Raw genomic sequence first — 15,822 nt, forward strand, 5'->3', positions numbered from 1 at the left:
AAAAAGTGACTGAGCGTACATGTATACGAAGATTATTGGTACTGGCAGCTATCTGCCTGAACAAGTGCGTACTAACGCCGATTTGGAAAAAATGGTCGAGACATCTGATGAGTGGATCGTCACTCGTACAGGTATCCGTGAACGCCATATTGCAGCGCCAAACGAAACAGTTGCGACGATGGGCTTTGCCGCCGCAAACCATGCAATTGAAATGGCGGGCATCGACAAAGAACAAATTGGTCTGATTGTGGTTGCCACCACATCATCCACTCACGCATTTCCAAGCGCGGCATGCCAGATCCAAAGTATGCTGGGGATCAAAGGCTGCCCGGCGTTTGACGTTGCGGCCGCTTGTGCCGGTTTCACCTATGCCCTGAGCGTTGCCGACCAGTACGTTAAGTCTGGCGCAGTGAAGCATGCTTTGGTGGTGGGCTCTGATGTTCTGGCGCGTACCTGTGATCCAACCGATCGCGGCACGATCATTATTTTCGGTGATGGCGCGGGTGCGGTTGTACTGAGCGCATCAGAAGAACCAGGTATTCTCTCCACCCATCTACATGCTGATGGCCGCTATGGTGAGCTGTTGACGTTGCCTAATGCCGATCGCGTGAATCCGGAGAACCCGATTCACCTGACGATGGCAGGTAATGAAGTCTTTAAAGTCGCGGTGACTGAGCTTGCACACATCGTTGATGAAACGCTGGAAGCAAATAACCTCGATCGTTCTGCGCTGGACTGGCTGGTACCGCATCAGGCAAACCTCCGAATTATCAGCGCAACAGCGAAAAAGCTGGGTATGTCGATGGATAATGTTGTCGTGACGCTCGACAGACATGGTAATACCTCTGCTGCCTCCGTACCGTGCGCGCTGGACGAAGCCGTCCGCGACGGGCGTATAAAAGCTGGGCAGTTGATATTGCTTGAAGCCTTCGGGGGTGGATTCACCTGGGGCTCCGCGCTGGTTCGTTTCTAGTATAAGGATTTAAACATGACGCAATTTGCATTTGTGTTTCCGGGGCAGGGTTCCCAGACCGTTGGGATGTTGTCTGAAATGGCAGCAAGCTACCCAATTGTTGAAGAAACTTTTGCTGAAGCATCGGCTGCGCTGGGCTATGATCTGTGGGCGCTGACTCAGCAGGGTCCGGCCGAAGAACTGAATAAAACCTGGCAGACGCAGCCAGCACTGTTGACCGTATCTGTCGCGCTTTATCGCGTATGGCAGCAGCAGGGTGGTAAAACACCTGCGCTGATGGCAGGTCACAGCTTGGGCGAATACTCTGCGCTAGTCTGTGCGGGTGTTATCGGTTTTGCCGATGCCGTACGTCTGGTTGAACTGCGCGGCAAATTCATGCAGGAAGCCGTACCGGAAGGCACTGGCGGCATGTCTGCGATTATCGGTCTGGACGACGCTGCTATCGCTAAAGCATGTGAAGAGTCTGCTGAAGGCCAGGTGGTTTCACCGGTAAACTTTAACTCACCGGGTCAAGTGGTTATTGCCGGACACAAAGAAGCCGTAGAACGTGCTGGCGCAGCATGTAAAGCTGCGGGGGCGAAACGCGCTCTGCCGCTGCCGGTCAGCGTTCCTTCTCACTGCGCGCTGATGAAGCCAGCTGCTGAGAAACTGGCCGTTGAGCTGCAAAAAATCACCTTTAACGCACCGACCGTTCCGGTTGTGAACAACGTCGACGTGAAGTGCGAAACCACCGCAGACGCTATTCGCGATGCGCTGGTTCGCCAGCTATACAGCCCGGTTCAGTGGACTAAAACCGTTGAATTTATGGCATCCCAGGGCGTTGAGCACTTGTATGAAGTTGGTCCGGGCAAAGTTCTGACCGGTTTGACGAAACGTATTGTTGACACCCTGACTGCTTCGGCACTGAATGAGCCGGCGGCACTGTCTGCGGCGCTAGAGCAATAAAAGAGGAAGACCATGAGTTTTGAAGGAAAAATCGCGCTGGTTACTGGTGCAAGCCGTGGCATTGGCCGCGCAATTGCTGAGACACTCGTTGCCCGTGGCGCGAAAGTTATCGGTACTGCAACCAGCGAAAGCGGCGCGCAGGCTATTAGTGATTACTTAGGTGCAAATGGTAAAGGTCTGATGTTGAATGTGACCGATCCGGCATCTATCGAATCGGTTCTGGAAAATATTCGCGCAGAATTTGGTGAAGTCGATATCCTGGTCAATAATGCTGGGATTACTCGTGATAACCTGTTAATGCGCATGAAAGATGACGAGTGGAACGATATCATCGAAACCAACCTGTCATCTGTTTTCCGTCTGTCAAAAGCGGTAATGCGCGCTATGATGAAAAAGCGTCATGGGCGTATTATCACTATCGGTTCTGTGGTTGGTACCATGGGAAATGCGGGTCAGGCTAACTACGCTGCGGCGAAAGCAGGTCTGATCGGCTTCAGTAAATCACTGGCGCGCGAAGTTGCGTCTCGTGGCATTACTGTAAACGTTGTTGCTCCGGGCTTTATTGAAACGGACATGACGCGTGCGCTGTCTGATGATCAGCGTGCGGGTATTCTGGCGCAGGTTCCTGCGGGTCGCCTTGGCGGCGCTCAGGAAATCGCCAGTGCGGTTGCATTTTTAGCTTCTGACGAAGCAAGTTACATCACAGGTGAGACTTTGCACGTCAACGGCGGGATGTACATGGTTTAACCACGATGAAAAATATTTGCGTTATTGTAGGTCTTGGCCTCAAAATAACGTAAAATCGTGGTAAGACCTGCCGGGATTTAGTTGCAAATTTTTCAACATTTTATACACTACGAAAACCATCGCGAAAGCGAGTTTTGATAGGAAATTTAAGAGTATGAGCACTATCGAAGAACGCGTTAAGAAAATTATCGGCGAACAGCTGGGCGTTAAGCAGGAAGAAGTAACCAACAATGCTTCCTTCGTTGAAGACCTGGGCGCGGATTCTCTTGACACCGTTGAGCTGGTAATGGCTCTGGAAGAAGAGTTTGATACTGAGATTCCGGACGAAGAAGCTGAGAAAATCACTACCGTTCAGGCTGCCATTGATTACATCAACGGCCACCAGGCGTAAGTGAACATCTCCAGGCGGTCATTCGACCGCCTGAGTTTTATCTTTTTATCCCACTTGAATTATTTTCCCTCCCTGGAGGACAACCGTGTCTAAGCGTCGTGTAGTTGTGACCGGACTGGGCATGTTGTCTCCTGTCGGCAATACCGTAGAGTCTACCTGGAAAGCTCTCCTTGCCGGTCAGAGTGGCATCAGCCTGATCGACCATTTCGATACTAGCGCCTATGCAACGAAATTTGCTGGCTTAGTAAAGGATTTTAACTGTGAAGACATTATCTCGCGCAAAGAACAGCGCAAGATGGATGCTTTCATTCAATATGGAATTGTCGCTGGCGTTCAGGCCATGCAGGATTCTGGCCTCGAAATAACGGAAGCGAACGCCCACCGTATTGGCGCCGCCATCGGCTCTGGTATTGGCGGTCTCGGTCTTATCGAAGAAAACCATACCTCTCTGGTAAATGGTGGACCGCGTAAGATCAGCCCGTTCTTCGTTCCGTCGACGATTGTTAACATGGTGGCAGGTCACCTGACCATCATGTACGGCCTGCAAGGGCCAAGCATCTCCATCGCGACCGCCTGTACTTCAGGCGTGCATAACATCGGTCATGCTGCACGTATCATTGCATACGGCGATGCGGACGCGATGGTTGCGGGTGGTGCAGAAAAAGCCAGTACGCCGCTGGGCGTGGGTGGTTTTGGCGCGGCACGAGCGCTGTCTACACGTAATGATAACCCGCAAGCGGCAAGCCGTCCGTGGGACAAAGAACGTGATGGCTTTGTGCTGGGCGACGGCGCAGGCATGGTTGTACTGGAAGAGTACGAACATGCGAAAGCGCGCGGTGCAAAAATTTATGCTGAAGTCGTTGGCTTTGGTATGAGCAGCGATGCTTACCACATGACGTCGCCACCAGAAAACGGTGCAGGCGCAGCACTGGCCATGGTCAACGCATTGCGTGATGCGGCTATTGAAGCGGGTCAAATCGGTTATGTCAACGCACATGGTACATCCACTCCGGCAGGCGATAAAGCGGAAACCCAGGCAGTGAAATCTGTCTTTGGCGATGCGGCAAGCCGTGTGATGGTCAGCTCCACTAAATCCATGACCGGACACCTGTTGGGTGCGGCGGGCGCGGTAGAGTCCATTTTCTCTATCCTGGCGCTGCGCGATCAGGCTATTCCGCCAACCATCAACCTGGATAACCCGGATGAAGGTTGTGACCTGGACTTCGTTCCGCACGAAGCGCGTCAGGTTAGTGGTCTGGAGTACACGCTGTGTAACTCCTTCGGCTTTGGCGGCACCAACGGCTCTTTAATCTTTAAAAAGATTTAACTCCGTCAGGTGATGCGCCAGCATCGGTAGTAAACTAAAAAAGGTCCGCTTGTCGGGCCTTTTTTTATTCAGTTTTCTGCCCTTGTCCTGTGTTACTCATCCTGCCAAACTAGCGGACCAGAAATAAGGAGCCACCATGTTCTTAATTAATGGCTGCGAGCAGAATATGCTGTCCGCAAGCGATCGAGCAACCCAGTTTGGGGATGGCTGTTTTACCACTGCGCGTATTATCGACGGCGAAATTTGCCTCTTTTCAGCGCATCTCGCACGTTTACAGGATGCCTGCCAAAAATTGCTGATCTCTTTCGAAGATTGGTCAGCACTGCAAAGTGAAATGAAAATGCTGGCGCATGGGCACGCGCGCGGCGTGTTGAAAGTCATTATCAGCCGAGGCAGTGGCGGGCGGGGCTATAGTGGTACAAGTTGTCACAGTGCCACACGTATACTCTCTGTTTCTGCCTGGCCCGATCATTACGATCGTTGGCGGCAAGAAGGAATAACCCTGGCGTTAAGCCCTGTGCGTCTGGGACGTAATCCGCTGCTTGCTGGACTTAAGCATCTGAATCGACTCGAGCAGGTGTTGATTCGCTCTCATCTTGAGCAGACGGACGCAGATGAAGCACTGGTTCTTGACAGTGAGGGATGGGTTACGGAATGCTGTGCGGCTAATTTGTTCTGGCGTAAGGGTGATGTGGTTTACACTCCCCGGCTGGAACAGGCTGGCGTGAATGGCATTATGCGACAATTCTGTATCCGGATGCTGGCACAATCGTCGTTCAGTATTGTCGAAAAGTATGCCGGGTTGGAAGAGGTTATGCAGGCCGATGAAATCGTCGTCTGTAATGCCTTAATGCCTGTTATTCCCGTGCGTGCCTGTGGCGACACACTGCTGTCTTCACGTTTGTTATTCGATTTTTTAGCCCCACTTTGTGAGCACCCGAATTAGTCATGAAAAAACTGTTACTCGTTGTCCTGTTATTGCTGGTTGTGCTGGGCATTGCCGCAGGAGTGGGAATGTGGAAAGTTCGCCATCTGGCGGACAGTAAGTTATTGATTAAAGAAGAGACGATTTTTACGCTGAAAGCGGGTACGGGCCGTCTGGCTCTTGGCGAACAGCTGTATGCGGACAAAGTTATCAATCGCCCGCGCGTGTTCCAGTGGCTGCTGCGTGTTGAACCCGACCTGTCACATTTTAAAGCAGGAACCTACCGTTTTACGCCTGACATGACAGTGCGGGATATGCTGCAACTGCTGGAAAGTGGCAAAGAGGCGCAGTTCCCGTTACGTCTGGTTGAAGGGATGCGTCTGAGTGATTACATCAAACAACTGCGCGATGCGCCGTATATCAAACATACGCTAAGTGATGATAGTTACGAGACCGTTGCCCAGGCGCTGAAGCTGGAAAACCCGCAATGGGTGGAAGGCTGGTTCTGGCCAGATACCTGGATGTATACCGCGAATACCACCGACGTGGCGCTGCTAAAACGCGCGCATCAGAAAATGGTTAAAGCGGTGGATGCCGTCTGGGAAGGACGCGCAGACGGCCTGCCTTATCAGGATAAAAACCAGTTGGTCACCATGGCCTCTATTATTGAAAAAGAAACCGCGGTTGCCAGCGAGCGCGACCAGGTGGCTTCAGTGTTTATTAACCGCTTACGTATTGGCATGCGTTTGCAAACCGATCCAACGGTGATTTACGGAATGGGGGCACGGTATAATGGCAAATTATCGCGTGTGGATTTAGATACCCCTACCGCCTATAACACCTATACCATTACGGGGCTGCCGCCTGGCCCGATTGCCATGCCGGGCGAGGCTTCGTTACAGGCCGCAGCACATCCAGCCAAAACGCCGTATCTCTATTTCGTGGCTGACGGTAAAGGCGGCCACACGTTTAACACCAATCTTGCCAGCCATAATCGGTCCGTGCAGGATTACCTGAAAGTGCTTAAGGAAAAAAATGGGCAGTAACTATATCGTCATCGAGGGCCTGGAAGGCGCCGGAAAAACCACTGCGCGTAACGTGGTGGTTGAGACACTTGAGCAACTCGGTATTCGTGACATGGTGTTTACCCGCGAGCCTGGTGGAACGCAGCTTGCAGAGAAACTAAGAAGTCTGGTGCTGGACATTAAGTCGGTTGGTGACGAAATTATTACCGACAAAGCCGAAGTTCTGATGTTCTACGCCGCGCGCGTGCAACTGGTCGAAACCGTTATTAAACCTGCGTTGGCAAAAGGTAAATGGGTTATTGGCGATCGTCACGATCTGTCGACTCAAGCGTATCAGGGCGGCGGACGCGGCATCGATCAACACATGCTGGCAACCCTGCGCGATGCGGTGCTCGGCGATTTTCGCCCGGACCTGACGCTCTATCTGGATGTAACTCCAGAAGTCGGCTTAAAACGTGCCCGTGCTCGTGGCGAGCTGGATCGTATCGAGCAGGAATCTTTTGATTTCTTTAATCGCACCCGCGCACGCTATCTTGAACTCGCCGCTAAAGACGCCAGCATTCGTACTATTGATGCTACGCAGCCGCTGGAGGCTGTAATGGCTGATATCCGTAATACCATCACCCAGTGGGTGAAGGAGCAGGGCGCATGAAATGGTACCCATGGTTACGACCGGATTTTGAAAAACTGGTAGCCAGCTACCAGGTGGGTCGTGGTCACCATGCGTTACTGATTCAGGCATTACCCGGCATGGGCGACGACGCACTGATTTACGCGCTCAGCCGCTATTTAATGTGTCAGCAACCGGAAGGGCATAAAAGCTGTGGTCAGTGCCGGGGCTGTCAACTGATGCAGGCGGGGACGCATCCTGACTACTATTCGCTGTTGCCGGAAAAAGGCAAAAGCGCACTGGGGGTTGATGCGGTACGCGAAGTCAGTGAAAAGCTCTACGAACATTCGCGCCTTGGCGGTGCGAAAGTGGTGTGGATCCCTGATGCTGCTCAGCTAACCGATGCTGCCGCTAATGCGTTGCTGAAAACGCTGGAAGAACCGCCCGCGCAAACCTGGTTTTTCCTTGCCAGCACAGAGCCAGCTCGCTTGCTGGCGACATTACGCAGCCGCTGCCGGTTACACCATCTTGCGCCGCCGCCTGAGTCATATGCAGCTTCCTGGCTTGCCCGTGAAGTAACAGCGTCGTCAGAAGCGCTGTTGAGCGCGTTACGCCTTAGCGCAGGTTCGCCTGGTGCGGCCCTCACGCTGTTACAGGCCGAAAGCTGGTCGCACCGCACCGATTTTTGTGCGGCACTGTCGAACACATTAAACACAGGTGACTGGTATATACTGCTCGCGGCGTTAAATCACGATCAGGCTCCCACCCGTTTACACTGGCTGGCAACATTGTTGACGGATGCGTTGAAACGCCCATACGGAGTTTCCCATTTAACGAATCCAGATGCTCTGGACCTGATATCTTCTATCGCTGAGCGGTTATCCGTTGCCCAAATACAGGCGATACTCGGTGACGTTTGTCATTGCCGTCAGCAGTTGCTGAACGTGACGGGTTTAAACCGCGAACTGGTGTTAACCGATCTTATCCTGCGTATTGAACATTACCTGCAACCAGGCACCGTATTGCCTGTTCCCCATCTTTGAGAGAGACATTATGTTTTTAGTCGACTCGCACTGCCATCTTGATGGCCTGGATTATCAATCTCTGCATAAGGACGTGGATGACGTGCTGGCGAAAGCGGCCGCACGCGATGTGAAATTCTGTCTTGCCGTCGCGACCACTCTGCCAGGATACCGCAGTATGCGCGAACTGGTCGGCGAACGTGACAATGTGGTTTTTTCCTGCGGCGTGCATCCGTTAAATCAGGACGAAACCTATGATGTTGAAGACCTGCGCCGTTTTGCCGCCGAAGAGGGCGTTGTCGCGATGGGGGAGACCGGGCTGGACTATTTCTATACGCCAGAAACCAAGGTGCGCCAGCAGGAATCTTTTATCCACCATATTCAAATTGGCCGTGAGTTACAGAAGCCGGTTATCGTGCATACCCGTGATGCGCGAACCGATACGCTGTCTATTCTGCGTGAAGAAAAAGTGACGGATTGTGGCGGCGTACTACACTGTTTTACAGAGGACAGAGAAACGGCAGGCAAATTGCTGGATCTCGGATTTTATATCTCGTTTTCCGGTATTGTCACGTTCCGTAAAGCTGATCAGCTTCGTGATGCCGCGCGTTATGTTCCTCTGGATCGGCTGTTGGTTGAGACGGATTCTCCCTACCTTGCGCCTGTTCCGCATCGTGGAAAAGAGAACCAACCCGCCATGACTCGTGACGTTGCAGAGTACATGGCCGTAGTGAAAGGTGTTGCCGTTGAAGAACTGGCGCAGGCAACCACTGATAACTTTGCCCGCCTGTTTCATATCAACGTTTCTCGCCTGCAATCAGTTCGTTAACTGACTTTTTTTAAAGCTCGTAATTAATAACTAAAGCGAGTAAAGTTCACCGCCTTAAAATGGGCGGTGGACAACTGATTTGACACATTCAGAAACGCATTTTATCGGAATGTGCGGATTTTGCGGCCATCTACGACCGAATTGTGATAGCCGTCAAACAAAAATAAACCGAATTATTTTACTCTGTGTAATAAATAAAGGGTACTTAGATGCCCTGTACACGGCGAGGTTCTCCCCCCTCGCTAATGCGTGAGAACGTAGAAAAGCACAAATACTCAGGAGCACTCCTAATTATGTTTAAGAATGCATTTGCTAACCTGCAAAAGGTCGGTAAATCGCTGATGCTGCCGGTATCCGTACTCCCGATTGCAGGTATCCTGCTGGGTGTCGGTTCCGCTAACTTCAGCTGGCTGCCAGCCGTTGTATCGCACGTAATGGCAGAAGCAGGCGGATCTGTTTTTGCAAACATGCCGCTGATTTTTGCCATCGGTGTTGCGTTAGGCTTTACCAACAACGACGGCGTATCTGCACTGGCATCCGTTGTTGCTTATGGCATCATGGTTAAAACCATGGCTGTTGTTGCGCCGCTGGTTCTGCATTTACCTGCTGAAGAGATCGCTGCTAAACACCTTGCGGATACGGGTGTTCTCGGGGGGATTATCTCCGGTGCGATTGCAGCGTATATGTTCAACCGCTTCTACCGTATCAAATTGCCTGAGTATCTTGGCTTCTTTGCGGGTAAGCGCTTCGTTCCAATCATTTCTGGTCTGGCTGCCATCTTCACGGGTGTGGTTCTGTCCTTCATTTGGCCGCCGATCGGCACGGCTATTCAGACGTTCTCTCAGTGGGCTGCATACCAGAACCCGGTCGTGGCGTTCGGTATCTATGGCTTTATTGAACGCTGCCTGGTACCGTTTGGTCTGCACCATATCTGGAACGTTCCATTCCAGATGCAGATCGGTGAATACACCAACGCTGCGGGCCAGGTTTTCCACGGCGATATCCCTCGCTATATGGCGGGTGACCCGACAGCGGGCAAACTGTCCGGTGGCTTCCTGTTCAAAATGTACGGTCTGCCGGCTGCCGCTATCGCTATCTGGCACTCTGCTAAACCAGAGAACCGCGCGAAAGTGGGCGGTATCATGATCTCCGCAGCGCTGACCTCGTTCCTGACCGGTATTACCGAGCCGATCGAGTTCTCCTTCATGTTCGTGGCGCCGATCCTGTACGTCATCCACGCCATTCTGGCTGGTCTGGCATTCCCGATTTGTATCCTGTTGGGCATGCGTGACGGTACGTCGTTCTCTCACGGTCTGATCGACTTTATCGTTCTGTCCGGTAACAGCAGCAAACTGTGGCTGTTCCCGATTGTCGGTATCGGTTATGCGATCGTTTACTACACCATCTTCCGTGTGCTGATTAAAGCACTGGACCTGAAAACTCCGGGTCGTGAAGATGCTACCGAAGACAGCAAAGCGGGGGCATCCGGTGAAATGGCTCCGGCTCTGGTTGCAGCATTCGGCGGTAAAGAAAACATCACTAACCTCGATGCGTGTATCACCCGTCTGCGTGTCAGCGTGGCTGATGTTGCCAAAGTTGATCAGGCTGGCCTGAAGAAACTGGGTGCAGCGGGCGTGGTGGTAGCAGGTTCCGGTGTTCAGGCTATATTCGGTACCAAGTCCGATAACCTGAAAACTGAAATGGATGAGTACATCCGTAACAGCTAAGCTGTAAGATGTTGGGGAGAACTAAGGCAGCCTGCGGGCTGCCTTTTTTATTACCTTAATTTGCCTGAACGCGAATCGGCACGGTGGCGGCGAATAGCCACGGACGAGCCTCTGCATTTACGCGTGCAGATAACGTCTCTCTGACCTGCTGGTGGTAATCATCAATCCACTGTTTCTCTGCATCGCTGAGCAGATGCAGTTCAACCAGATTCAAATCAATCGGCACCAGCGTCAGCGTTGAGAAACGACAGAAGCCAGGGCGACTGTTGATAATCTCAACCTGATTCTCAATACGGATCCCATATTGTCCGGCCAGATAATAACCCGGCTCGATGGTAATGATATTGCCCGCAACCAGGGGCCAGGGGTTAACTTTTTTGGCAATACGATGGGGTTGCTCATGGATAAGTAGCTGATGACCCACACCGTGTCCGGTACCGTGATCAAAATCCAGACCTAAATCCCACAGCGCCCGACGACTAAAGGCATCCAGTTGATGTCCCTGGGTACCGGTAGGAAATTGAAGCGAGATAAGCGACAAAAAGCCTTTCAACACGGCGGTATAATGCAGGCGACGCTGCGGATCCTGTGGACCAAATGCGAGGGTACGCGTCGTATCTGTTGTACCATTTTGGTACTGACCGCCGGAATCATTCAGATACATGGCCTTAGTAGTAACTGGCGTATTGGTTTTTTCGCTGGAATGGTAATGGCACATCGCCGCATTGCTGGCAGAGGCCGAAATCGTGCTGAAACTTTGCTCGATAAATCCCGGCTGTTGCTGGCGAAATTCCAGTTGTTTTGCCTGAGCTTCCAGTTCGGTGACCGGATTGCCTGCAGCTTCGCGCACGGGGACTTCATGCGCCAGCCAGGCGAGGAAGTTAACCCAGGCCGCGCCATCCTGTTCATGACATTCCCGATAGCCCGCCAGTTCAACATCGTTCTTATGCGCTTTCATTAAGGTAATGGGGTCGGGGGACCATAAGACATCGCCGCCATGTTCTTCAATGGCAAAGCGCAACGCGACCGGGGCGTAGTCTTTATCAACCAGGAAGCGTTTACCCTTGGCTAACGCCTGGCAGCGCGCAAGGAAATTCTCTTGCGGGAGCAGCGTCAGCGTATTCAGTAGCGATGCGGGGAGCTGCTGCGTTTTGTTGCTATCCACAAACCATTCCAGCTCGCCGCTGCGATGAAGCAGGGCAAACGAAAATGGCACAGGCACCATGGCCAGATCCGAACCGCGCACATTCAGCAGCCAGGCAATGTTATCCGGCAGCGTGATCGCCAGAACATCAGCGTGGTGTTGGGCGAGCAACTCTACGACGCGGGCACGTTTTTGCGTGCTACTTTCTCCGCTGATTTCAATGGGCATTTCGCGAATGATGCCGCAGGGTGCTGCCGGACGGTCAAGCCATACCTGGTCGAAAGGATCTTGTTCAAGAGGCACCAGTTCGCAATGAGTTGCCGAAAGCGCTTCAAACTGACTGTTGACCATTAGTAGCGGTTCAAAAGCGATACGTGCACCCGCTGCAACGTGAGACTGTAAGTAGTCGGCCAGCGGCTCATCGTGTAAATGGTGAATTTCAAAATCATCCAGCGAGACTTCATTGCGTACCTGGACCTGATAACGTCCATCGACAAACATCAATGCGCGGTCGCGCAGGACCAACGCGAGTCCCGCAGAGCCGCTAAAACCGGTCAGCCAGGCCAGCTTATTGTCATGCGGCGTACAATCTTCGCTTTGGTGAGCGTCGGCGCGCGGAACAATCATGCCATCCAGCCCCTGCGCTATCAGCAGGTTGCGCAGGGCGGAAAGAGGAGTTGAGTTATGCATAGTTACCTTCAGGCCTTAACGGAACGGCGGTTCGTTGAACGTACGTAATTTACGGGAGTGCAGTCGGTCGCCTTCAGCACGTAGACGATCGATAGCCCGGATACCTATTTGCAGATGCTCAGAGATGGCACCTTCATAAAAACGGTTGGCCTGGCCAGGTAGTTTGATCTCACCATGGAGCGGTTTATCGGAAACACACAGCAGCGTGCCGTAAGGGACGCGGAAGCGGTAGCCCTGAGCGGCGATGGTGGCGCTTTCCATATCGATAGCTACCGCGCGGCTGAGGTTAAAACGCAGCGCAGAAGCGGAATAGCGTAGCTCCCAGTTACGATCGTCGGTGGTGACGACAGTACCGGTACGCAAGCGCTGTTTAACCTCTTCACCGGGCATACCGCTGACTTCTTTGGTGGCGTCATACAGTGCGCGTTGCACTTCCGCGATGCTCGGAATTGGAATGTCCGGCGGTAGTACGGCATCCAGCACGTGGTCGTCACGCAGATAAGCATGGGCCAGAACATAGTCGCCAATTGCCTGGCTTTCACGCAGGCCGCCGCAGTGACCAATCATCAGCCAGACGTCAGGACGCAGTACGGCCAGATGATCGCAAATGGTTTTGGCGTTAGACGGGCCAACGCCGATATTGACCAGCGTGATCCCCTGACCGTCAGCGGTGATTAAATGCCAGGCAGGCATCTGATGTTTCTTCCAGGCGAGATCGGAGATGGCTTCTTCTGGCGCTTCAGTTTCCGCGGTGATCCAGATCCCGCCCGCGCACGACAGTGCAATATAGGGGCTGTCCGGATCGAGGATCTGGCTGCAACCCCAGCGCACGAACTCATCGACGTAGCGGGTGTAGTTAGTGAACAGCACAAACGGCTGGAAGTGTTCAACCGGCGTTCCCGTGTAGTGACGCAGTCGTGCCAGCGAAAAATCTACCCGTCGGGCGTCAAAGTGAGACAACGGAGAGAACTCTGCCGGATGATAGGTACCGTCTGCTGTTTCATCGCCAATCTGTGATAGCTCTGTGGTCGGGAAATGGCGTGTCAATCCGGCGCTCATCGAGCGGTCGAGCGTCAGTTCAGAGCCGTCAATGACATAGGGATAAGGGATTTCATGCTGCGACGGCTCCACGGAGATATGCGCATCATAATCCTGATACAGTAGCGTGAGTTGCTCTTCAAGATAGGGGCGAAAAAGTGACGGACGGGTAATCGTTGTGGTATAGCATCCCGCATGGGTAAAACGGCCATAGGCGCGGGTTTTGGGGGGATTGGTGGCGCTGCCATCCCAGGTTACACAAAGCGATGGGTAAACAAAAAGACCATTATTGCGGGCGATTACGTCAGGGAGCGTCCCTGTTTCAATATACTTACCAATGGCGCTACGCAGTGCTTTAACCGACTGCTCGTACAGCGCGTCCAGTTTATCCAGTGCCTGAATTGGGGTCAGGCTGGAGCCCTTATTGTTCATGTCTGTCTCCTTGTTCCACAGATGTACTGCTCTCCCGATAGTATGTCACAGGAATGTGAAACAAAAGTCAGACGTTGAGGAAGATAGTGCGAAGACCGAAGGGTCTTCGCATCCGGGCTTAACCGTGCTGTTTATCCCGCATCAGCAACGCGGTGGCAGCGGAAATAAGACAACCGGCCATCAGATAAATGGCCACGCTGTGCCAGTTTCCGCCCGAGAATGTGACCAGTGCTGCAGCAATAAAGGGGGTAAAACCACCGCCAACTACGCTTGCCACCTGATAACCCACGCCCGCGCCACTGTAGCGATAGCTTGCGCCAAACAAACCGGTAAACATAGGCTGCTGCACACAGACCACCATATCGTGTGCAATGTTGGCCAGCATAATCGCGAAGAACACGATCCAAAAAATAGACTGTGCTTCAAGCGCCATAAAGAATGGGAAGGCGCTCAGCGTACCGACCAGCGCGCCGGTAATGTAGACGCGTCGTCGACCAAACCGGTCGGCAAGCCAGGCAAAGCAGGGGATGGTCAGGCAGCTCAGTCCACCGACTAACAACCCGATATTCAGAAAAAGCTCGCGGGGAAGTCCCAGGTTCTGCGTGGAGTAATTGAGGGCAAACGCAGTGACGATATACATCGTCAGCAGTTCGCACAGGCGCAGGGCGATAATTTTTAAAAATGCACCGGGATGCCGGATTAACGCCTCAACTACCGGCAGCCGTTTTTTCTCAGGTTGATGTGTCTGCTGCTGCTGTTCGAATTCGGCAGATTCATCCATTCTGTTACGCATCCACAATGCGCCCAAAACCAGCACAATGCTGAACAGGAACGGAATACGCCAGCCCCAACTCAGGAACTGCTCATCGGTGGTTTGCGAGCTTATCAGCGAGACCAGACCGGTAGAAAGCAGTAGCCCGACACCGTAACCAACCTGAACGCCACTGCTGTAGAAGGCTTTTTTATTTTTCGGCGCGCTTTCGACCGAGAGCAACGCCGCGCCGCCCCATTCACCGCCCACGGCGAATCCCTGAACGGCGCGCAGCGTCACCAGCAGCACAGGAGCCCACCAGCCAATGGCGTCAAAGGAAGGAATAATCCCGATCAACGCAGTGGCAATCCCCATCATCCAGACGGTGAGCATCAGCATGCGTTTACGACCCAGGCGATCGCCGAAGTGGCCGAAGATCACCCCGCCTAACGGACGGAACAAAAAACCGACACCGAAGGTGGCGAATGCGGCAAGCGTTCCCATCGCCGGACTGACCTGCGGGAAGAATTCGCGATTAAATACCAGCGCGGCGGTGATGCCATAAAGCAGAAAATCATACCAGTCGACCACGGCGCCAGCGAAGCTACCAAGCGCAGCACGACGGGCACGAACAAGCGAAGAGGTGTCCTGTTGAGGACCCGTGGAGGTGAGGGTGGAATCCATAGTTATCCTGTCTGTACTGTCTTTTAGTTATTAGTATTCGAATTGGGTTACACACATTGCAGTCGATATATTAACGACCGTTATGAGATTACCGCGACAGACGGGAAGAGAAAACGATTATCTCCCTCACCAGAGGGTTACATGAAAAATAAGACGAATGAAAAACAGAAAAGCAAAAAGCCCGCTATAAAGCGGGCTTTTCTAAATTTGGCTCCTCTGACTGGACTCGAACCAGTGACATACGGATTAACAGTCCGCCGTTCTACCGACTGAACTACAGAGGAATCGTTTGAACGAGGCGCATATTAGCGAGGGCGAGGATGCTTGTCAAAGGGGTAAATTCATTTGCGCGATCGTTTGCTGACAAAATCAGCAAAGCGGCGATCTTTACATCTTTTTATACGTTTGCCCCATTGTGGTGCGCGTCTACCTCTTCTTGGGCAACCAGAATGAGAGATACCGATGAGCAAACTGCTCATCCTGCACCTTTACTCCTGACATTACGCAGTTTTAACCATAAAACATGACTTGTGATGAAACTGGCAAGCATCTTGCAATCCTG

General features: G+C 52.7%; 14 protein-coding genes and 1 tRNA gene. 11 read left to right on the plus strand and 4 right to left on the minus strand.

Annotated features, from left to right (window positions below):
• The first annotated feature begins 19 nt into the window (after positions 1-19).
• The 11 genes from fabH to ptsG all read left to right on the plus strand — a co-directional run bounded on the left by fabH (position 20) and on the right by ptsG (position 10,521).
• Positions 20-973: a beta-ketoacyl-ACP synthase III gene (fabH, locus tag On2M_RS13300; protein ID WP_151218934.1), complete on the plus strand. Its 954-nt coding sequence runs from the start codon at positions 20-22 to the stop codon at positions 971-973.
• Between the two features lie 15 nt (positions 974-988).
• Positions 989-1,918, plus strand: a complete 930-nt coding sequence (gene fabD / locus On2M_RS13305; protein ID WP_210904958.1) for an ACP S-malonyltransferase — start codon at positions 989-991, stop codon at positions 1,916-1,918.
• A gap of 12 nt (positions 1,919-1,930) precedes the next feature.
• Positions 1,931-2,665 carry a 3-oxoacyl-ACP reductase FabG gene (gene fabG, locus On2M_RS13310; RefSeq protein WP_003036255.1) on the plus strand — a complete coding sequence of 245 codons (735 nt, stop codon included), beginning with the start codon at positions 1,931-1,933 and terminating at the stop codon, positions 2,663-2,665.
• A 154-nt stretch (positions 2,666-2,819) separates the two neighbouring features.
• Complete coding sequence (gene acpP, locus On2M_RS13315; RefSeq protein WP_000103754.1) at positions 2,820-3,056, plus strand: acyl carrier protein; 237 nt, start codon at positions 2,820-2,822, stop codon at positions 3,054-3,056.
• Positions 3,057-3,141: 85 nt separating this feature from the next.
• Entirely contained in the window at positions 3,142-4,383 is a 1,242-nt protein-coding gene (gene fabF, locus On2M_RS13320) for a beta-ketoacyl-ACP synthase II (RefSeq protein ID WP_151218932.1), read from the plus strand.
• Between the two features lie 136 nt (positions 4,384-4,519).
• Entirely contained in the window at positions 4,520-5,329 is an 810-nt protein-coding gene (gene pabC / locus On2M_RS13325) for an aminodeoxychorismate lyase (RefSeq protein WP_151218931.1), read from the plus strand.
• Positions 5,330-5,331: 2 nt separating this feature from the next.
• Positions 5,332-6,354, plus strand: a complete 1,023-nt coding sequence (gene yceG / locus On2M_RS13330; RefSeq protein ID WP_210904959.1) for a cell division protein YceG — start codon at positions 5,332-5,334, stop codon at positions 6,352-6,354.
• Positions 6,344-6,985, plus strand: coding sequence for a dTMP kinase (gene tmk, locus On2M_RS13335; protein WP_151218929.1), 642 nt, complete (start codon positions 6,344-6,346; stop codon positions 6,983-6,985). The genes yceG and tmk overlap by 11 nt, the downstream gene beginning before the upstream one ends.
• Positions 6,982-7,986 carry a DNA polymerase III subunit delta' gene (gene holB, locus On2M_RS13340; protein ID WP_210904960.1) on the plus strand — a complete coding sequence of 335 codons (1,005 nt, stop codon included), beginning with the start codon at positions 6,982-6,984 and terminating at the stop codon, positions 7,984-7,986. The genes tmk and holB overlap by 4 nt, the downstream gene beginning before the upstream one ends.
• Before the next feature lie 10 nt (positions 7,987-7,996).
• Entirely contained in the window at positions 7,997-8,794 is a 798-nt protein-coding gene (locus On2M_RS13345) for a metal-dependent hydrolase (RefSeq protein ID WP_210904961.1), read from the plus strand.
• 293 nt (positions 8,795-9,087) lie between these two features.
• Positions 9,088-10,521 carry a PTS glucose transporter subunit IIBC gene (gene ptsG / locus On2M_RS13350; protein WP_151218926.1) on the plus strand — a complete coding sequence of 478 codons (1,434 nt, stop codon included), beginning with the start codon at positions 9,088-9,090 and terminating at the stop codon, positions 10,519-10,521.
• A gap of 55 nt (positions 10,522-10,576) precedes the next feature.
• On the opposite strand, the gene On2M_RS13355 is transcribed toward ptsG, so the two are convergent.
• The 4 genes from On2M_RS13355 to On2M_RS13370 form a co-directional block, all read right to left on the minus strand.
• Entirely contained in the window at positions 10,577-12,355 is a 1,779-nt protein-coding gene (locus tag On2M_RS13355) for an aminopeptidase P family protein (RefSeq protein ID WP_210904962.1), read from the minus strand.
• A 15-nt stretch (positions 12,356-12,370) separates the two neighbouring features.
• Positions 12,371-13,825, minus strand: a complete 1,455-nt coding sequence (locus tag On2M_RS13360) for an AMP nucleosidase (protein WP_151218924.1) — start codon at positions 13,823-13,825, stop codon at positions 12,371-12,373.
• A gap of 118 nt (positions 13,826-13,943) precedes the next feature.
• Positions 13,944-15,260, minus strand: coding sequence for a shikimate transporter (gene shiA, locus On2M_RS13365; protein WP_210904963.1), 1,317 nt, complete (start codon positions 15,258-15,260; stop codon positions 13,944-13,946).
• A gap of 208 nt (positions 15,261-15,468) precedes the next feature.
• Positions 15,469-15,544, minus strand: a tRNA-Asn gene (locus On2M_RS13370).
• Positions 15,545-15,822 lie beyond the last annotated feature (278 nt).

This window comes from Citrobacter sp. On2M, assembly GCF_018035235.1.
GTDB lineage: Bacteria > Pseudomonadota > Gammaproteobacteria > Enterobacterales > Enterobacteriaceae > Citrobacter > Citrobacter meridianamericanus.